17 protein-coding genes are annotated in these 17,221 nt (G+C 71.2%); 8 read left to right on the forward strand and 9 right to left on the reverse strand.

All coding sequences use genetic code 11. The features are described 5' to 3' along the window. Positions 1-258 precede the first annotated feature (258 nt). The 3 genes from ACPXB1_RS21380 (at position 259) to ACPXB1_RS21390 (ending at position 4,643) form a co-directional block, all read left to right on the forward strand. The gene (locus tag ACPXB1_RS21380) at positions 259-1,437 is read left to right on the forward strand and encodes a hypothetical protein (RefSeq protein ID WP_425735711.1); all 1,179 of its coding nucleotides are present in this window, start codon (positions 259-261) and stop codon (positions 1,435-1,437) included. 224 nt (positions 1,438-1,661) lie between these two features. Beyond that, entirely contained in the window at positions 1,662-3,614 is a 1,953-nt protein-coding gene (locus tag ACPXB1_RS21385; protein ID WP_425735712.1) for a BTAD domain-containing putative transcriptional regulator, read from the forward strand. 30 nt (positions 3,615-3,644) lie between these two features. Beyond that, entirely contained in the window at positions 3,645-4,643 is a 999-nt protein-coding gene (locus tag ACPXB1_RS21390; protein ID WP_425735713.1) for an alpha/beta hydrolase, read from the forward strand. Here the strand turns inward: ACPXB1_RS21390 and ACPXB1_RS21395 are convergent. Genes ACPXB1_RS21395 through ACPXB1_RS21405 form a run of 3 tightly spaced genes read right to left on the reverse strand, consistent with a single transcriptional unit; the run spans position 4,549 to position 5,968 of the window. Next, entirely contained in the window at positions 4,549-5,247 is a 699-nt protein-coding gene (locus ACPXB1_RS21395; protein WP_425735714.1) for an NAD(P)-dependent oxidoreductase, read from the reverse strand. The two genes, ACPXB1_RS21390 and ACPXB1_RS21395, sit on opposite strands and share 95 nt — an antisense overlap. Before the next feature lie 36 nt (positions 5,248-5,283). Beyond that, positions 5,284-5,502 (reverse strand): helix-turn-helix transcriptional regulator, encoded by a 219-nt coding sequence (locus tag ACPXB1_RS21400; RefSeq protein WP_053653038.1) that lies wholly within the window; start codon positions 5,500-5,502, stop codon positions 5,284-5,286. Further along, positions 5,495-5,968 (reverse strand): hypothetical protein, encoded by a 474-nt coding sequence (locus ACPXB1_RS21405; RefSeq protein WP_425735715.1) that lies wholly within the window; start codon positions 5,966-5,968, stop codon positions 5,495-5,497. The genes ACPXB1_RS21400 and ACPXB1_RS21405 overlap by 8 nt, the downstream gene beginning before the upstream one ends. 304 nt (positions 5,969-6,272) lie before the next feature. Here ACPXB1_RS21405 and ACPXB1_RS21410 point away from each other — a divergent pair, with 304 nt between their 5' ends. After that, positions 6,273-7,166, forward strand: a complete 894-nt coding sequence (locus tag ACPXB1_RS21410) for a septum formation family protein (protein WP_053653040.1) — start codon at positions 6,273-6,275, stop codon at positions 7,164-7,166. Between the two features lie 39 nt (positions 7,167-7,205). Here the strand turns inward: ACPXB1_RS21410 and ACPXB1_RS21415 are convergent, their stop codons facing one another. Beyond that, the gene (locus ACPXB1_RS21415) at positions 7,206-8,210 is read right to left on the reverse strand and encodes a hypothetical protein (protein ID WP_425735716.1); all 1,005 of its coding nucleotides are present in this window, start codon (positions 8,208-8,210) and stop codon (positions 7,206-7,208) included. Positions 8,211-8,487: 277 nt separating this feature from the next. On the opposite strand from ACPXB1_RS21415, the gene ACPXB1_RS21420 reads away from it, so the two are divergent. From ACPXB1_RS21420 to ACPXB1_RS21435, 4 genes are all read left to right on the forward strand, one after another. After that, positions 8,488-9,666 (forward strand): sensor histidine kinase, encoded by a 1,179-nt coding sequence (locus ACPXB1_RS21420; protein WP_425735717.1) that lies wholly within the window; start codon positions 8,488-8,490, stop codon positions 9,664-9,666. 88 nt (positions 9,667-9,754) lie between these two features. Continuing rightward, positions 9,755-10,864 carry a hypothetical protein gene (locus tag ACPXB1_RS21425; protein ID WP_425735726.1) on the forward strand — a complete coding sequence of 370 codons (1,110 nt, stop codon included), beginning with the start codon at positions 9,755-9,757 and terminating at the stop codon, positions 10,862-10,864. Continuing rightward, entirely contained in the window at positions 10,837-11,550 is a 714-nt protein-coding gene (locus ACPXB1_RS21430) for a response regulator (RefSeq protein ID WP_425735718.1), read from the forward strand. Before ACPXB1_RS21425 ends, ACPXB1_RS21430 begins: the two co-directional genes overlap by 28 nt. 72 nt (positions 11,551-11,622) lie before the next feature. After that, positions 11,623-12,336, forward strand: a complete 714-nt coding sequence (locus ACPXB1_RS21435; protein ID WP_355593900.1) for a hypothetical protein — start codon at positions 11,623-11,625, stop codon at positions 12,334-12,336. Here ACPXB1_RS21435 and ACPXB1_RS21440 read toward each other — a convergent pair. From ACPXB1_RS21440 to ACPXB1_RS21460, 5 genes are all read right to left on the reverse strand, one after another. After that, positions 12,218-13,198 carry a GlxA family transcriptional regulator gene (locus tag ACPXB1_RS21440; protein ID WP_053653045.1) on the reverse strand — a complete coding sequence of 327 codons (981 nt, stop codon included), beginning with the start codon at positions 13,196-13,198 and terminating at the stop codon, positions 12,218-12,220. The genes ACPXB1_RS21435 and ACPXB1_RS21440 overlap by 119 nt on opposite strands. Positions 13,199-13,202: 4 nt before the next feature. Continuing rightward, on the reverse strand, positions 13,203-13,811 hold the full coding sequence (locus ACPXB1_RS21445; RefSeq protein ID WP_425735719.1) for an isochorismatase family protein: 609 nt from the start codon (positions 13,809-13,811) through the stop codon (positions 13,203-13,205). 85 nt (positions 13,812-13,896) lie between these two features. Beyond that, entirely contained in the window at positions 13,897-14,649 is a 753-nt protein-coding gene (locus tag ACPXB1_RS21450; protein WP_355593894.1) for a lysophospholipid acyltransferase family protein, read from the reverse strand. Positions 14,650-14,736: 87 nt separating this feature from the next. Continuing rightward, positions 14,737-16,797 carry an amylo-alpha-1,6-glucosidase gene (locus ACPXB1_RS21455; protein ID WP_355593892.1) on the reverse strand — a complete coding sequence of 687 codons (2,061 nt, stop codon included), beginning with the start codon at positions 16,795-16,797 and terminating at the stop codon, positions 14,737-14,739. After that, the gene (locus tag ACPXB1_RS21460) at positions 16,797-17,168 is read right to left on the reverse strand and encodes an SCP2 sterol-binding domain-containing protein (protein WP_355593890.1); all 372 of its coding nucleotides are present in this window, start codon (positions 17,166-17,168) and stop codon (positions 16,797-16,799) included. The genes ACPXB1_RS21455 and ACPXB1_RS21460 overlap by 1 nt, the downstream gene beginning before the upstream one ends. Positions 17,169-17,221: the final 53 nt, after the last annotated feature.

Raw genomic sequence — 17,221 nt, forward strand, 5'->3', positions numbered from 1 at the left:
CGCACCGCACGCCCCCGGGCGGGCTATGGCCGTTCCATGACGAATGTGTGGCCTGCCCTCGGAGACTGGCGTCAGTCGATGGTCCCGCGCCTCGGCGGGGAGCCCGGCTTCTCCACGATTCGACCCAGCATCTCTTTCTACTGTCGGGCCGGCCCCCCTCACCGGCGAAATGGCACGGGCGGGATATCGACGCCGGCCAGCCCGTCGTCCACTGACCGGGGACGCCGCCCGACCTCGCCAACCACCCTAGGAGGAATCTTGAGACGACTAGTCGCCGCAGCGGCGGCCGCTGCCGTGGTCTTGGTCGGCCTGCAGGCGCCCGCGAGCGCCAGCACCCCGACGCTCTTCGGATCGTCGGTGCACCAGCCGTCCGGGCAGACGTTCAACCAGGCACTGGCGGCGGCGGACGCCCGCTACGGCACGCTGCCGATCCTGCGGGTCTTCTACCCGGGTGCCCCCGGCGCGTGGACCGACGCCAAGCTCAACACTCCGGGACGCTCGACGGTGGTGTCCTTCAAGTACGACGCCGACGTCATCCTGACCGGCTCGGCGGACGACTACCTGCGCACCTGGTTCGCCAACGCGCCGCAGGACCGGGACATCTACTGGACCTACTTCCACGAGCCGGAGGACGATATCCGCGACGGCGCGTTCACGGCCGCCGCGTACCGGGCGGCGTGGCAGCGCATCGCCGGCCTTGCCGACCAGGCGAACAACTCGCGCCTGTACGCCACCACCATCCTGATGGACTGGACGCTCGACCCGAAGAGCGGGCGGAACTGGCGCGACTACTACCCGGGTGCGGCGTACGTCGACGTCATGGCCTGGGATGTCTACGGCTTCGACGTGACGAAGTCCGAGACCATGGCGGCGCACAACGCGCTGCGCCCGGGTCTTGAGGCGGCCCGGTCGGAGGGCAAGCCGTACGCGGTGGCGGAGCTGGGCGTGGACGACCACGCGAACCGGCCGGCGATGCTGCGCGAGATCGCCAGGTGGATGCGCAACACTGCTGACGCCCGGTTCGTCACCTACTTCGACGCGACCGGCTGGCCGCAGTACGACCTGATCGGCGACTCCGGCAGCATCCAGGCGTGGCGGGACGCGGTGAGCGGTTCACTGTTCGCCGGCCCGCCGGCCATGACCACCTCCGCGGGTCCCGCGGCTCCCACGTCGACGTCGATCCAGTGGTCGACCCGGGTCGATCCGGGACAGGCCACCGGCTGGGTCTCCTGTGCGTCCTGGCTGGCCGCCGGCGGGGATTTCCTGGAGGGGCCGCGCCGGTCGGTGTCCGGAAACCCGGAGACCGTCACCTGCGACCGGGCCGGGTTGGCGCCGAATACCGCCTACCAGGGCCGCCTCAAGTGGTGGAGCGCCCAGACCGGTGGCACCCTGACCGCCACCAGCAACATCGTCACCCAGGTCACGGCCGCGGCATAAGGGCACTTCGGCCGGCGACGACCGCTGGCTGAGGTCGACATCCACCCACTCACACCGGCGTCGGTCGCCTCCCCCCAGGCGGCCGACGCCGGCCTCTCTGTGCCGGGAGGACAACGCGCGACGTATCTGGTCCGGGCAAGCGAAAGTCGGTCGCACAGTGGACACTGAGGCGCCTGCGAAGGAGGGCTGCACGTCTTACTGATGATCCGGTACGGGGGTAACGGATGAGAATCAAGGTGTTCACCATGCTCGGGCCGGTCGAGGCCCATGCCGGAGACAACGGCGTGGCGCTCGGCGGTGCCCGTAACCAGTCGATCCTGGCAGCTCTGCTCCTGGACACTGGTCGAGTTGTGTCGATCCGCCGGTTGATCGACGCCGCCTGGGGAGACGACCCGCCAAGCAGCGCGCGTGCCCAGGTGCAGAACCGGGTGGGCGTCCTGCGTCGTCTCCTACGATGCGAACACGCAGAAAGCGAGCTGATCGCCACCCGGGGTTCGGGATACCAGCTCAACCTCGACGGCTGGCAGCTCGATCTGCGCCAGTTCGACGAGGCTGTCGATCGCGCGGACGTCCTGGCGGACGGTGGCGACCTGGCCGGCGCCCGCGCGGCTCTCGGCGCGGCGTTGCAGTTGTGGCGTGGCCCCGCCCTCGATGGGCTGTCCACTCCGCTGCTGCAAACCGCCGCCGCGCAGATGGAGGAGCGTCGGCTGAGCGCGTTGGAACGCCGCATCCAGCTCGACCTCGCGCTGGGCCGGCACGGGGAACTGGTGCCCGAGCTGACAAACCTCACCGGCGAACATCCGTACCGGGAGGGCCTGCACGCGCTGCTCACGTTGGCCCTCTACCGGTCCGGGCGGCGGGCCGAGGCGCTGAGCGCCCACCAGCGCGTCCGCCGGCTGCTGGCCGAACAGGTCGGCGTCGAGCCCGGTGAGCTGCTTCGTACGCTGCACGGGGCGATGCTGCGCGGCGACGAGTCGCTGGCCTGGCGACCACCAGTGGATGAGACCGTGGCGCGGTCGGTCGCCGTGCCCCACGAGCTTCCGGCGGACGTCGCCATGTTCACCGGCCAACGGCAGGCGCTTGCCGAGTTGGACCTGCTGCTCCCGGAGGTCGGCGCGCCGGCGTCGGCCGCGGCGATCGCGGGCTCGGCCGGGGTCGGCAAGACGGCGCTGGCGGTGCACTGGGCGCACCAGGTGTCGCACCGGTTCCCGGACGGGCAACTGTTCATCAACCTGCACGGCTATGCCCCGGAGCCGCCGCTGCGCCCGGTCGAGGCGCTGGGGGTGCTGCTGCGCTCGCTCGGGGTCCGTCCGGAAGAGGTGCCGATCGACGTCGCCGGCGCTTCGGCGATGTACCGGTCGCTGACGGCTGGCAAACGCATGCTGGTGGTGCTCGACAACGCGCGCTCGGCGGAGGACGTACGGCCCCTGCTGCCCGGGGGTCCGGGCTGCCTGGTGCTCATCACGAGCCGGGACCGACTCGCCGGGCTCGCCGCCCGCGAGGGTGTCCGCCGCCTCACGCTGGGCGTGCTCACCCCCGATGACGCCGGCACACTGCTGGCCAGGCTGCTCGGCGAGGAGCGCGCCCGCGCGGAGCCGGAAACTGTCGGCGAGCTGGCGAGCCTGTGCGCGTACCTGCCCCTGGCATTGCGCATCGCGGTCGCCAGCCTCGCGCACCGGCCGTACCGACGCGTCGCCGATCTCGTGGCCGAGTTGCGCACCGAGGACCGGCTCGCCGCGCTCGCCGCCGATGACGACGACGAAGCGGCCATCCAGGTGGCGTTCGACCTGTCGTACGAGACGGTGCCGCCGGCCGCCCAGCGGCTGTTCCGGCTGTTGGGCCTCGCGCCCGGGGAAGACTTCTCGACGGCGACCGCCGCCGCGTTGAGCGGGATCACGCTCACCGAGGCGGAGCAGTTGCTCGGACGGCTCGCCGCCGCGCATCTCATCGAGGAGCACGCCCCGGACCGGTTCGCCTTCCACGACCTGCTGCACCGGTACGCCCACGACCGGGCGATACGGCAGCACAGCGCCCACGAACGTCGGGCAGCCCTCAGGCGGTTCTACGGCTCCCGCCTCGCCGAACTCGACTATCCAACGGGTGAGCGGGATGGGCGGCCCGCCCGGCACCAGCGGCTGCTTGTGTGCGGCGCATCCGGCGCGGCGTGTCGGCGATAGCGTGGAGCCGCAGCCCAGAGAGGAGGTCGGGTGCGGTTCGCGCTGGACGCACTGCTCGTCGACGTGCCGGCGGAGCAGGTCGACGAGGCCCGTGCCTTCTACCGGTCGAGGCGGGCGGGCCACGGCCCCCGCTCGCCTGAGGAGCTGAAGGAGGTCCGGGCGCGGAGGTCCGCTCCTCGTGCCGCCGATCCACCCGCCGTCGCAGAGACGATCGACGCCGCCGGTGCGCGCGTACCCGTCAGGATCCTGACCCCTGTCGACGGCCCGCCGCAGGGCGTCTACCTGGACATCCACGGCGGCGGCTTCTACCTGGACTCCGCCGCGCACCGGGACGAACGCAACCGGGCGCTTGCCGACGCCCTGCGCCTGGCCGTTGTCAGCGTCGACTACCGGCTGGCGCCCGAGCATCCCTGGCCGGCCGCACCCGACGACTGCGAGGCGGCGGCGCTCTGGCTCGTCGAGGAGGCCGAGGCCCGCTTCGGCACCTCCCGACTCGCGATCGGCGGCAGCTCCGCCGGCGCGACGCTCGCCCTGGCGACAGTGCTCCGGCTGAGAGACAGGGGCGCCGCCGACTGCTTCACCGGTGCCGCGCTCCAGTTCGGCACCTACGACCTGAGCGCGCGGACCCCGGCCGGTCGCCGTATCGCCGACGAGTACTTCATCCAGGCGTACGTCGGCCACGTCGAGGACCGCACCGATCCCGACATCTCCCCCGTCTACGCCGACCTTCGCGGGCTGCCCCCGACGTTGCTGGTCATCGGGAGCGCAGACGTGTTACTGGAGGACAACCTGACGATGGCTGGCCGGTTGTCGGCGGCCGGCAACGACGTCGAGGTCCGGATCTACCCCGAGTCACCGCACGGCTTCACAGGCCACCCCACGGCAATCGCCGGTACGGCGCTCAACGATGTCAACTCCTGGCTACGCGACCGGATCACGCAGTCGCAGCCAGTGCCGAGGGTGTCCGGCGGCCGACGATCGCCGGTGACTCGTGGACCAGTTCGTCGTTCGTCAGCGCCTCCACCATGAACAGGGCGAAATCCACCCGGCGCGTGATGTTGCTCTTGAGCACAGGATCCCCGACGTGCTGGCTCCAGACGGGCAGGCCCTGGCTGTCGCCCTCCTCGAGGTCGCTGCCGCGCACGACCGTCCACCGGGTGTCGCTGGCGAAGATCTGCCGGCACGCCTTCACCTGGTCGCGGATGTCGGCGAAGCGGGCCAGCCGCGCGAGCACCCCGAAAACTGCGACGAACGCCCTGAGCGTCCACGGGTAGACGTCCTGGCCGTCGCGCGTGATGTGCCAGCCGCACGAGAAGATCAGGCGTGCTCCCGGGTCGGCGTGGTCCAGGACCGCCCGCGCCGTGCCCGTCGAGTAGCCGTGCACACCCCAGGGGACCAGGACGGTGAGCACACCGTCGCAGCCGGCGACCGCCCGCTCGATGACGGCACGATCGTTCGTCGGCCCCGCGACGACTGTGATGCGGCCCTTGAACTCGTCCAGCTTGTCCACGCTGCCCGCACGGCACACGCCGACGACCTCGTAGCCCTTGTCCAGCGCGTGCCGGACCATGTACCTGCCAAGTTTTCCTGACGCTCCGACGATGCAGACCTTCGACCTGCCACGACTGCTCATGATCGTCCTCTCGTTGCCATGTCGGCCCCGATTCGCCTACTCGTCGGGGTATTGAAAGACCTCGTCCAGTGGCACGCCGAACGCCCGGGCGATCTGGAACGCCATCTCCAGCGACGGCGAGTACCGCCCCTGCTCGATGGCGATGACCGTCTGCCGGGTGACACCGACGCGCTCGGCCAGGTCGGCCTGCGTCATCTCGTCGTTGGCGAACCGAAGAGCGCGGATCCGGTTGGTGACGCGGGTCGGTTTAACCATTGAAGACACCGTGGTACGCGCGGATCTTCGCGATGGCCCCCCACGTCGCTCCGATGGCGCCGATCACGAACAGGGCGTTGCCGATCCAGAAGTGATCCACCTCGAACATCACCAGCGCCAGGACGACAGCGCCGCCGAAGGCGGTGATGGCCTGCGCCAGGCGGTCGCCGTAGCGGTCGATCTGCTTGTCTCGTACGTCCCCTTTGGACTCCACGTCCCGGTTGGCGACGGCTGCCGCGATCGAGACGAGGATGGTCCCCACGATGGTGCCGACGATCGTCGCGCCGATCGTCCACAGCATCGGCCCCACCCAGGAGACCTCCGCGGCGGGCCGGTCGCCCAGCCGGGGCAGGACCACGCCAAGGTACGCGATGGATGCCCCAGGCATGACGATGGCCGAAACCCATGCGTTCCGCTGCCCGAACGTCATGGCGACTCGGTCTTCTCGGTTGGCGTCGCGGATCATCACCCACTCCCCCCGTGTCAAGAATTGTTTACATGGCCCAATGTAAAACATCTCTTACATCACGTCAATCATCCTCGACACGGAGCCCGCAGCGGCACGCGCCGGGAGTTCGCCGGCTGACCCGCCGCCGAGGACGCGCCGCGACCGCCGCTGACCCTCGTCCAGCGAGGCGAGCGGCGGTCCGGCATCTCACGTCCACGTGACTGGTCGGGGTAGCGCGAACCTGGCCGGAAACCGGTGCCTGCTCGTCGCTCCGGTGCCATATGCTGCGCGCGTCGGCACGGGGGCCACGGGGAGATTTCACATGCGACGGCATTTCACGGCAGCGCTCGCGGCTGCGTTAATCACTGTGGGGTTGGCGGGCTGCGGCACGCCGGCCGGCACGGACGGCGACCTGGCCGACGACTGGCGACCGATGGCCCAGGCCAAGCAGTTCTCGCCGCAGGCCGGCGAGTGCCATGTCATCCCCGAGCCGAGCGCATATCTGAGCAGCTACGCCCCTGTGGACTGCGCGAAGACGCACCTGGTGGAGACGTTCCACGTCGGCACCTTCACGGGCGACCTGGCCGAGCGGAGCGCCCCGCCGACGGTGGAGTCGGCGGCCATGCGCCCGATCTTCACCGACTGCGACACCCGCGCCAAGGAATTCGTCGGCGGTGAGTGGCGCAGCGCCCGGCTCTCCGTGCAGGTCGCTCCGACGTCACCGGCCGGCTGGGCGGGCGGCAGCCGGTGGTACCGGTGCGACATCTTCGAACTTGACGAGGTGGACGGCGCGAACGGCGACACCGACCGGGCCATCCACCGGGCCGGCACGCTGCGCAACGCTGTGGGCAGCCGCTCCCCGCTGACGTACGGCTGCATGAACGAGGACGAGTGGGGCCGGCTGCGACCGGCTGGCTGCACCACCGCGCACCAGTACGAGTACGTCGGCATCTGGACCGCCCCGGACCGCTCCTACCAGGACGCCGTCCGCGACGAGGCAGCCATCCATCCCGCCTGCCGCACCATGGTCGCCCGTTACGCCAAGGTTCCCAACGACGCCAACCTGCGCTACCGCACCGGAACGGCGTACCGCCTCCCCTCCCCCAATCTGTGGGCGCGCGGCGACCGGGGTGTGCGCTGCTACTTCTGGTCCGGCGGCGAAACGGTCAAGCGGTCGATCGCCAACGGCGGCCCGGCGGCATTGCCGATCCGCTGAAGTCGTGGCCGCGCCGACAGGCGACCGGGAGGGGACGGCTCAGATCGGCCCGAGCAGCGCGGTCAACGCGGCGTCGCCCTGCCCGAGCCGTGACCCACCGCCGAGCGGCGTGACGAGGACCCGCCGGCAGCCGTCGAGTTCGACGTACGACTCCGCTCCGCTGCCGTCCAACTGTCGGAGCACAGCGAAACGGGACGCCGGAGTGCCGCAGGGCTTCGCCGGCCGGGTCGTGGCAAGCGCCCGCAGGATGTTCGCCTGCCGATCGGGCGGCAGCGCCCCGCCGTACGCGAAGTCACCGGCTGGCTTGCTGCCGCCCCGCTCATGGACGGGCACCAGGTAGACGCAGAGCCGCAGCGGCCCGGCCTCCGGGGCGGCGCCCGGCGGGGGCGGCTCGGGGCGACCGTCGGCCCCCTCCGCCCAGACCATGTCCGACCACTGTTGCTCGCAGCCTGCGGCCTCGGCCGCCGGAGATACGACCTGCCCGACGGTCCGTGTGGCGACAGTGGTCAGGCGCAACCCGTCCAACGCCGCGCGCACCTCCGGACGCGGTTTGGTGCACCCGTCCACAGGCAGGTGTGGCCGCAGCCAACGCCCCTGCTGGTCGAGCAGCGCCACCCAGGGCGGGATGACCAGGTCGAGGGTGCAGGCGACCTCCTCGTCGCCGCGCTGGTCAGGTAGGCGCAGCGCGGCGAGCAGGGAGTCGATGTCGTCGGCGCGTCGTTCGGTGGCCACCTGCTCCGTGCCGCCGGCGGGGCCGGGCCGGATCTGCTGTCCGCAGAGCACAGCGGTGACCGGCGTGAACGCGGGGTCGATGCGCCCGGCCGCCGGCTCGTCCGGCACCGGGGACGCCGATCCGTCCGGCGGAGGCGGGGCGGGCAGCGCGGCGCCGGCGTGCGGTGCGTCCTCGGCACAGGACGTCCACTTGTCGACGATCTGGGCGGGGCCGGGAGTATCCACTCCGTCCGGCCCGGTGTCGGTGCCTGCACAACCGCTCAGCACCGCGCCGAGCAGCGCCGCCGCCACTATCGTTGCCCGCGAGCGCATCCCGCCCACCACCCCTCTGTCACCAACTCTGACGGGCGGTGACGGCGCCGGGTTCCCACTGGAACAGGTAGTGCGTCGGAGCGACAGACCCGCCTCGGCCTGCGGTCTTCGCCATCCGCACGGCGACCGCTGGGATCAACGGCCGATAGCGCAGAGCAACGCTGTAATGACACCATGCGGACGGTGGGTGAACACTCACCGTCCGCATGCTATTCTCCGATGTCGATCTCCGCCGTGCGGACCCGCACCGGGTCGTTGTCGGAAGGGACACCCCCCGATGCCGGCGTTAACCGCCCCCACTGTGCCGCCCCCCTCGCTGGACAACCCGGCAGGTGGCGCGTTCGGCCTCATCTTCACCACGCTGCCCGCGCTGCTGCGGCTGACGTGCGGGCTCGTCGGTGCGGCCGTGGCGCTGTCGGTACGTACCTCACCGGTCGAGCCGGCGGTGCTGTGGCCCGGCGTGGCCGTGTTGACCGGCTGGTCACTCTTCTACGGCATTCGCGCGCTGCGCCACGGCATCACCCGGGTGTTGGCCATCGGCGACATCGTGGTCACCGTTGCGGCGTGCCTGCTCATCCCCCAGATGGTGGCACCGGAGGTGCTGCCCGGCGAGGGCAGCTGGATCGCCGTGCTGGCCAGCACCACGGTTATCAACGCGCAGGCCACGGCTCCCGCCCGCTGGTCGGTGCCGGGAGGGCTGCTGGTCACCGCCGCGTACGTCGCGGGCACACACGCCGCCGGCAACGTCACCGAGGCGCGGGCGCACGCCGCGACGCTGCTTGTGCAGACGGCCGTCACGGCGTTGGTGACCGGGGTGATGCGCCGCCGGATCGGTCGGGCGGACCTGGCGTTCGCCGAGCACCAGCGGCTGACCCGGGAGTCGCTTGTCGCACGGGCAGCACGGGAGGCGGAACGCCAGCAGAACCGCGACCTGCACGACACCGTGCTGGGCACGCTGACGATGGTGGGGCTCGGCGCGGTGGCTGGCCCGTCCGTTGCGTTCCGCGATCGGTGCGCCACCGACCTGCGTACCCTCGTGGCGTTGACCGACAGCGGCCCGACGCCCGGCGACGGCCCGGTGTCCCTGGACGGTCGACTGCGGACGGTGGTCGACCGGCTGCCCCAGCTGCGGATGCACATGGACCTGGCGCCGTGCGCGGTGCCCGCCGGGGTGGCCGACGCGATCACCGAGAGCGCCTACGCGGCATTGTCCAACGTGGACCGTCACGCTCCGGGCGCGCGGGCCGTGCTGCGGCTGACCCGCGACGCGATGACCGTCGTGGCCGAGATCGTCGACGACGGTCCCGGCTTCGACCCGGCCACCGTCCCACCGCACCGGTACGGGCTGCGCGAGTCGATCCACGGCCGGATGGCAGCGGTCGGCGGGCGGGCCGACGTGCGGTCCGCGCCCGGCGCGGGCACCCGAATCCGATTGGAGTGGCCCGGTGTCGGCTGACCTCGACGTGCCAGCGGGCCACACCGTCACCCGTGGAGCGGCGACCCGGCAGCAACAGTCGAACGCGACACCGGAGCCCGGGGAGGGGGTGCTCGCCGCACCGGCGGCGGTGGCGCGGGCGTCCGATCGCGGAGCCCGGATCGTCGTCGTCGGCATCGCATGGGCCTGGCATGTAACGATCAGCCTCCCCGCGGTGCTCGGCGTACGCACGGAGTTCGCCGAGCCGGCTGTCGTGCTCGGCTGCTGGGCGCTGGTCGCCGTGGCGGGCGCGGTCGCCGGCGTCCTCCTGCTGCGCGGCACACCGCTGCCGCCGTGGCCGCTGGCAGTGCTGCTGCTCGCCGCCGACGCGGCGGTCTTCGCGGCGGTCGGTGAGCGGCACCTGTTCGGCGCTGCGAACTGGGTGTGGGGCACGCTCGGCTGGTTCTTCGTGCTCATGCTGTGGGGCCGCCGGGTCGTCGGGCTTGTCGTCCTGCTGACGACGCACACGGTGATCGCGTTGGTCGCCGTGCTCACCCACGGCCCCGACGCCGCCGCGCTGGCCCGCTTCACGATGTACGTCTACGGCACCTTCTCCCTGCAACTGGCCGTCTTCGTGGGCGGTGCGACGATCGTCGGGCTGGCCCGGGACCGGGCCGCCACGGCCGCCGCATTGCACGCGATGGCCGCCGAACGGGCTGCCGCCGAGCGGGGCCTGCGGGAGCGCCGCGACCGGCTCGCCCTGGCCGGCAGCGCGGCCGGCCGGGTGCTCGGTGAGCTGGCCTACGGTGCGGCCGACCCGGACGACCCGGAGGTGCAGCGGCGCTGCGTACTTGCCGCAGCCCGGTTACGCCGCATGATCGCGGAGTCCGACGACGTACCCGATCCGCTGCTGCACGAGTTACGGGCCGCCGCCGACCTGGCCGAACGCAACGGACTGCCGATCGACCTGGTCACCATCGGCAATCCACCGCCGTTGCCCGTCGAGATCCGCCGCCAACTGGCCGACCCGCTCGCCGCGCATCTCGCCGACGCACGGGGTTGGGCACGACTGACCGTCGTCTCCGGCCCCGACGAGGTGGTGGTCAGCCTTGTCACGCCCGACCGGGAGGGGCCGGAGGCGACCGGCCCACCACCCGGGGAGTACGACCACGGGCCGGTACAGCACCTCTACGAACGGGACGGGGACATCAGATGGGCGCAGACCCGGTGGCGGAAGTGACCGGCGACCGGCCGGTCGGGGTGGCGATCGTCGACGACCATCCGGTGGTCGTCGACGGGGTTCGCGCCTGGATGGCCACCGAGCCCCGGCTGACAGTGCTTGCCACCGGCGACGACCCGGACGAGGTGCTGCGGGCGGCGCCGGACGCCGACGTCGTCCTGCTCGACCTGCGGCTGCACGGCCGGATGGCGCTTGACAAGCTGGCCGAGTTGAGTGCCACCGGGCGACGGGTGGTGGTCTATTCGGAGCACACCGATCCGCAGACGATGCTCGCCGCGCTGGACGCCGGGGCGGTGGCATTCCTGGCCAAGCACGAGGGCCGGGAGCACTGCGTGGCGACCGTGTTGGCGGCGGCGAGCGACCGCCCGTACGTGCCACCGGCGTTGGCCGGCGCGATGGTCGGCGATCCGAGGCCGGACCGGCCGATGCTGTCCGACAAGGAGCGTGAGGCGCTGCTGCTCTGGTTCCAGTCGATGTCCAAGGCGTCGGTGGCCCGCCGGATGCAAATCAGCGAACACACGGTGAAGCAATACGTGGACCGGGCACGCATCAAGTACACCCGTGCGGGGCGGCCGGCCGCCACAAAGGCCGCATTGCTCGCCCGTGCGATCGAGGACGGGCTAGTCCGCCCGGAGGAGATCGGCATCTACCGGTCACAGGCGACGTACGACCGGCCGACCCCCTAACGACCGTCATGACAGCGACCCCCGGATCCGCGAGGCTCGTACGCACAGCCAGCTGACCGGAAGGTCGTGACGATGCATACCGACGCGTCCCCCTTCTTCATCGGTCCACACCGGTTCGACGCACCGGACGACGAGGTGGGTCCCACCCTGGACCGGCACTACAACATGCGTCCGCTGCCCGGTGAGAACGTGCTCAGCCGACACCGGCTGTCGGTCGCGGGCTGCCTGCTCGGGCCGACAGAGGCCCATCTCGGCTGGCAGCTTCCCGGGCCGGTTTCGGTGACAGTCACCGATCAGCGAATCTGCTGGGTGGGCACCGGTTCGCAGCTGTCCCTCGTCGCCGACGGCACGTCCCGACGCCGACCCCCGGGCCGGCTGGGCGGTCTGATGACCGGCCAGGTCCGCTGGCAGTGGCCGTCCCGGCTGGAACTTCCACAGGCCGATCCGGCCGAGCTGCTGATCGTCTGCGACGCGCTGCGCACCATCCAGCAGCCGGCGCTGGCCCTCGGCGGGCCGGCCGGAGAGGTAATCGCGCTGGCCCAGCAGATCCGCCGGGCAGTGGCCGTGTTCCGGCTCACCCACCCGGAGCTCGTGGACCTCTCCGCCCAGGAACGCGACGTGCTGCTGCTGCGGGCCGGCCCCGCGTTGCTCGCCGGCGAGAACCGGATCACCCTGCCTGGTTCACTGCCTGTGGAATTCCGCTCCCGGGACGACTACTACCGTTCGGGGCCGGAGCCGACGTCCTGGGACGGGCTCGCAGGCGGCGCAGCATCCGGGCGTCGGTGAAGCCCACGTTGCGCGCCGCAGCCTCCACGGTAGCGCCGTGCCCGATCAGGTGCTCGGCGCGTTCCACGCGCAGCGACTGCTGATAGCCCAGCGGCGTCAGCCCGGTGGCCGCGCGGAACAGCCGGCTCAGTGTCCGCTCCGCCACACCACCGGTGGCGGCCAGCTCGGCCAGCGGCAACGGCTCGGCGTACCGAGTGTCGATCACGTCCTGCACCCGGTGCACCGCGTCGGACAGGTGCAGGCGATGACGCATCATCGCACTGGCCTGCGGCTCGTTTCCGTTGCGCCGGGTGTGGACGACGAGCGTGCGGGCGATCCGGGCGGCGGTGGCCGGGCCGTGCCGGGTCGCCACCAGGTGCAGGGCCACGTCGATGCCGCTGGCGATACCCGCCGAGGTGACCACCCGGTCGTCGACCACGTACAGCACGTCGCGGGCCACCCGGGCTGCCGGGTAACGGCGGGCAAGATCGTCCTGCACCTCATGGTGGGTGGTGCAGCGTCGGCCGTCGAGGAGCCCGGCGCGGCCCAGCGCGTACGCGCCCGCGCAGACGCTCGCCACAGTGCCGCCGGAAGCGTGGTGGTCGGCCAGGCGCCGCAGGTCGGCCGGCGACACCGGCCCCTGCGGGCCGTGCGCCGCCGGCCGCCAGCCCGGCACGATCACCAGGTCGTCCGGCGTCAGCTCGGGCCAGAGCGTCTCGGCCACCAGCGGTACGCCCTGGACGGTGGGGACCTGCTCCCGCTCGGCCACGTAGTGCAGCCGGTAGTCGTGGCCGAGGTCCGCGGCGCTGGAGAAGACCTGGGCCGGCCCAGCGAGGTCCAGCAGGTGCAACTGCGGGACCAGCAGGAATACGACCTTGGCCATCGGCTCACCTCCGGACGTCGGCGAGGGCCGCGCCGGTGACCTCGTCGACAGTGCTGATGGTCGCGAAGCGGCCTGCCAACGCGTACTCGGTGCGGGTGATGATCTCCTCGGTGGTCATGGTGCGCGGATCGGCGAGGATCTCCTCGACGGTCGCTGTCTCCGGCACCTCCCGGTGCGGGATGGGGAAGGTCTGCGTGGCGTCGGTGACGAACGTCATCCGGTAGCCGAGGTCCGACCCCACCCGGGCGGTGGTCTCGACGCACTGCTCGGTGCGGATGCCGCAGACGGTGAGGTCGTCCACGCCCGCGGTGGTGAGCAGCTGCTGGAGATTTGTGGTGGTGAACGCGTTGTGGGCGGTCTTCACGAGCGTCGGCTCACCCGCGGCCGGTGTCAGTCCGTCGAGCAGGCGTACGTGGCCGCGCGCCGGATCGAAGACGCCGCCCGTGCCCGGTTCGGCGTGCAGGACCCAGACCACCAGGTCGCCGCGTTGACGGGCGGCGGTGACCAGCCGGTCGACCTGCCCGACGATGTCGGGGTTGGAGCCGTACGCCCAGATGGGGCGCTGCCGGAACGATTCCTGGACGTCGATCACGAGAAGTGCTGCTCTGCTCATGACGTCGATCCTGGTCGGGCGGTGACCGCGACGGCAGACACCATCACGCCCGCTTGCGGAACGATCCGGTCACCGCGCCGGCCGTTCAGACGCTGGGGGTACGCCGCTCCCCGGCGGCGTCCATGGCGGCGGCCTCCTCCGGTGTCGGGGCGGTGCCGCCCAGGTGCGCCGGCAGCCACCAGGTGTCGTCCGGGCCGGCCGGTTCGTCCGGGTACTCCCTCTGGGCGCGATCGACGAGCGCCGTGAGCCGGGTCGTCAGCTCGGCGGCCAGCAGATTCGGGTCCCGGAAGTCCGCCGGCTCGATCGGCTCGCCGACCAGGATCGTGATGGGCGTGTGCCGGCGGGTCAGGGTGCGCGGGCGGCCCTTCGTCCAGAGCCGCTGGGTGCCCCACAGCGCGACCGGCAGCACCGGCACCTTCGCCGAGCGGGCCATCCGGACGGTGCCGCTCTTGAGTTCCTTGACGGTGAACGAGCGGCTGATCGTGGCCTCCGGAAAGACGCCGACGACCTCGCCGCGCTTGAGCGCGTCCACCGCCGCCCGGAACGATGCCGCGCCGGCCTCGCGATCCACCGGGATGTGCTTCATCCCGCGCATCAACGGCCCGCCGATCCGGTGCTCGAAGACCGAGTGCTTGGCCATGAACCGGACCATCCGGCCCGAGGGGTTCGCGCCGAGGCCGGCGAAGATGAAGTCGAGGTAGCTCACGTGGTTGCTGGCCAGCACGGCCCCACCGGTGCGGGGTACGTGGTGGGCGCCCTCAATGTTGATCTTCAGGTCGAGGACCCGGAACATCGTCTTGGCGGCGGCGATAACGGGCGGGTACACGAGCTCCGGCATCCGCAGAATCTATCGTGCCCGGCTGTGGGTCGCCTGGGCGGCGGCCAGCGGCGACGCAGGTTGCCCGCGTCGCCGCTGTTCGGTGCGTCAGTCGGCCAGGTTGTCCAGGTCGAGCCGGCCCCGGGCGAACGCGTCCACCCGACCCCACCGGCCCGGAATGTCCAGTACCTCGATCCGGCCCATCCCCACCGGCAGCCGCGGCTCGACCGCCAGGTGCCCCTCGTGCGGCTCCAGGCCGAGCATCGTGCGCAGCAACAGCAGCGGCGTACCGGTCGACCACGCCTGCGGGCTACACGCCGTCGGATACTCCACCGGGAACTTCGTCAGCTCCCGCGGATAGCCGCCGAACGCCTCCGGCAGCCGCCCGTCGAAGTACGTCGCCGCGTCCAGCATGCCGTTGGCGATCGTCGCCGCCTCCTCGGCGAACCCGTACCGGCGCAGACCCCAGGCGATGAACGAGTTGTCGAACGGCCAGATCGTGCCGTTGTGGTAGCCGATCGGGTTGTACCGGGCCTCCCCCTCGGCCAGGGTCCGCACCCCCCAGCCGGAGAAGAGACGAGGTCCCACCAGGTGTTGCGCGACCTGCTCGGCCCGCTCGGGATCGACGATCCCGCTCCACAGCAGGTGGCCGATGTTGGAGCTGAGGACGTCACACTGGCGGCCGTCCGGGTCCAGCGCGAGCGCGTAGTACCCGCGGTCGGCGACCCACCAGTCTCTGTTGAACCGCTCCTTCAGCTCCGCCGCCTCCCGCTCCAGCTGGTCGGCGAACTCCGGGTCGCCCCAGAACTCCCGGGCCAGCCGCGCAGCGCGGATCTTCGCGTCGTACGCGTACCCCTGCACCTCGCAGGTGGCCCGGGGAAAGGGCGGCAGTGTCCCGTCGGAGTAGGAGATCGAGTCCCAGGAGTCCTTCCAGCACTGGTTCTCCAGACCCGTCTCGGTGTTGCGCCGCTCGTACCAGATGTAGCCGTTGCCGATTAGGTCGGCGTAACTGTCGATCCAGCCCAGCGCCGCCCGGGACTCCCGCTCCAACTCCTTGACCAGGTCGGCGTCTCCGGTCCACCGCTCGTACTCGTCGAGCAGCACCACGAACAGCGGGGTCGCGTCCACCGAGCCGTAGTACGGCGTGTGCGGCTGCTCCTCGAAGGCCGCGGTTTCCCCGTAGCGCATCTCGTGCAGGATCCGCCCCGGGTCCTCGTCCCGGAAGTCGTCGAAACGGGTGCCCTGCAACGACGCCAGGATGCGCAGGGTCGTCTTCGACAGTTGCGGGGTGAACGGCAACGTCTGTAGGCAGGTGAGGATGCTGTCCCGGCCGAACATGGTCATGAACCAGGGCAGGCCGGCCGCGGGAAGCGTGGCACCGCCCAGCGACAGCGGCGAGAAGCGCAGCGCCGCGAGATCGATCAAACTGCGCCGGTACGTCGCCGACACCCGGCCGTGCTCACTGTTGACCTTGGGTGCGTCTGCGATCCACTGCTCCAGGTCGTGCTGGAGGGCGAGCCGCTCGTTGCCGTGGATCCGAAGACCCATCCGCAGATCCCGGCCACCTGGTCCGATCGCGTGCGTCTTCACGTCGATCGCGGTGTTCCACTGCTCGTTGGGCTCCAGGCGCACCGTGTACGCGAACCCCTTGCTGTCGTAGCGGGCCGCCACCGAGGAGGAGATGATCGTCTCCCGCCGGAAGTTGCCCCGTCGGTAGCCCAACCGCAGCCTGTCCGCCTCGACCTCGGTGTAGATCTCGCCCTTCTTGTTCAGGATCTCGTCCTTGACCTGGAACAGGTCGGCGAAGTCCGACGCCGCGTCCATCCTGATCTCCAGGTCGACGGGCTTCTCGTCGTGGTTGAGGATGGTGAGCTGCTCGCGGAAGCTGCCGCCGACCGCGCGCTCGCGGATGATCGACAACTTCGCGTCCACATAGTGCGTCGCCATCCCCGGCACCAGAAAGAACCGCGACTCGAAGTACTGGAGGTCGTCGAAGGAGAGCGAGTTGAGCCGCTCACCGTTCACCGTCAGCACCCAGGTGGACAAGAACCGGGTGTCCAGGGAAAAGAGCCCGGTCGGCTCGCTCGGCGTCGCCTCGATGTCACCGGTGTCCTCGCAGACCACGAACGTGTTGCCGTCGAGGATCCGTACCGTGTTGCTCTGGCCCATCAGTTCGCCTCCCCCGCGAAGCGGCGACGCGGCCCCCGGGAGTCCGGCGGCCCGGGGAAGATCCGCTCCACCTGAACCACCAGCCGGGCGTCACCGGACACCGTCATGTCACCGCGGAACAGGGCGGCCAGGCCGTGCTCGCGGCCGGAGACGATGTCGTCGAACAGCGCCGGGCTCGTCCCGACCACCGTGTCGGCCTCCCGGTCCTCCTTTGTCACCTGCAGTCGACCGTGGTCGATCGCCAGCATCCAGTGCCGGGTCTGCGCACCCTCCTGAAGGTCGATCCGCATCGTCCCGGACGCCTTCGCCAGCAGGGGCTCGTACCCCCGTCGCTGAAGGTCCTCGAAGAACCTCGTGGTCGCGTCCACCATCGGGCCCCACTCCTCCCCGTTCACCGGCCGGGATCCCGTCCGGCGCGCTCGCG

It is taken from the genome of Micromonospora sp. DT68, from assembly GCF_049847245.1.
Classification (GTDB): Bacteria; Actinomycetota; Actinomycetes; order Mycobacteriales; family Micromonosporaceae; genus Micromonospora; species Micromonospora profundi.

What these genes read in the sequence shown, in the direction of transcription:
- ACPXB1_RS21385 (WP_425735712.1), top strand. Translation starts at nt 1,662, where the DNA reads ATGAGAATCAAGGTGTTCACCATGCTCGGGCCGGTCGAGGCCCATGCC.
- ACPXB1_RS21395 (WP_425735714.1), bottom strand. Translation starts at nt 5,247, where the DNA reads ATGAGCAGTCGTGGCAGGTCGAAGGTCTGCATCGTCGGAGCGTCAGGA.
- ACPXB1_RS21400 (WP_053653038.1), bottom strand. Translation starts at nt 5,502, where the DNA reads ATGGTTAAACCGACCCGCGTCACCAACCGGATCCGCGCTCTTCGGTTC.
- ACPXB1_RS21405 (WP_425735715.1), bottom strand. Translation starts at nt 5,968, where the DNA reads ATGATCCGCGACGCCAACCGAGAAGACCGAGTCGCCATGACGTTCGGG.
- ACPXB1_RS21410 (WP_053653040.1), top strand. Translation starts at nt 6,273, where the DNA reads ATGCGACGGCATTTCACGGCAGCGCTCGCGGCTGCGTTAATCACTGTG.
- ACPXB1_RS21415 (WP_425735716.1), bottom strand. Translation starts at nt 8,210, where the DNA reads ATGCGCTCGCGGGCAACGATAGTGGCGGCGGCGCTGCTCGGCGCGGTG.
- ACPXB1_RS21420 (WP_425735717.1), top strand. Translation starts at nt 8,488, where the DNA reads ATGCCGGCGTTAACCGCCCCCACTGTGCCGCCCCCCTCGCTGGACAAC.
- ACPXB1_RS21430 (WP_425735718.1), top strand. Translation starts at nt 10,837, where the DNA reads ATGGGCGCAGACCCGGTGGCGGAAGTGACCGGCGACCGGCCGGTCGGG.
- ACPXB1_RS21435 (WP_355593900.1), top strand. Translation starts at nt 11,623, where the DNA reads ATGCATACCGACGCGTCCCCCTTCTTCATCGGTCCACACCGGTTCGAC.
- ACPXB1_RS21440 (WP_053653045.1), bottom strand. Translation starts at nt 13,198, where the DNA reads ATGGCCAAGGTCGTATTCCTGCTGGTCCCGCAGTTGCACCTGCTGGAC.
- ACPXB1_RS21445 (WP_425735719.1), bottom strand. Translation starts at nt 13,811, where the DNA reads ATGAGCAGAGCAGCACTTCTCGTGATCGACGTCCAGGAATCGTTCCGG.
- ACPXB1_RS21450 (WP_355593894.1), bottom strand. Translation starts at nt 14,649, where the DNA reads ATGCCGGAGCTCGTGTACCCGCCCGTTATCGCCGCCGCCAAGACGATG.
- ACPXB1_RS21455 (WP_355593892.1), bottom strand. Translation starts at nt 16,797, where the DNA reads ATGGGCCAGAGCAACACGGTACGGATCCTCGACGGCAACACGTTCGTG.
- ACPXB1_RS21460 (WP_355593890.1), bottom strand. Translation starts at nt 17,168, where the DNA reads ATGGTGGACGCGACCACGAGGTTCTTCGAGGACCTTCAGCGACGGGGG.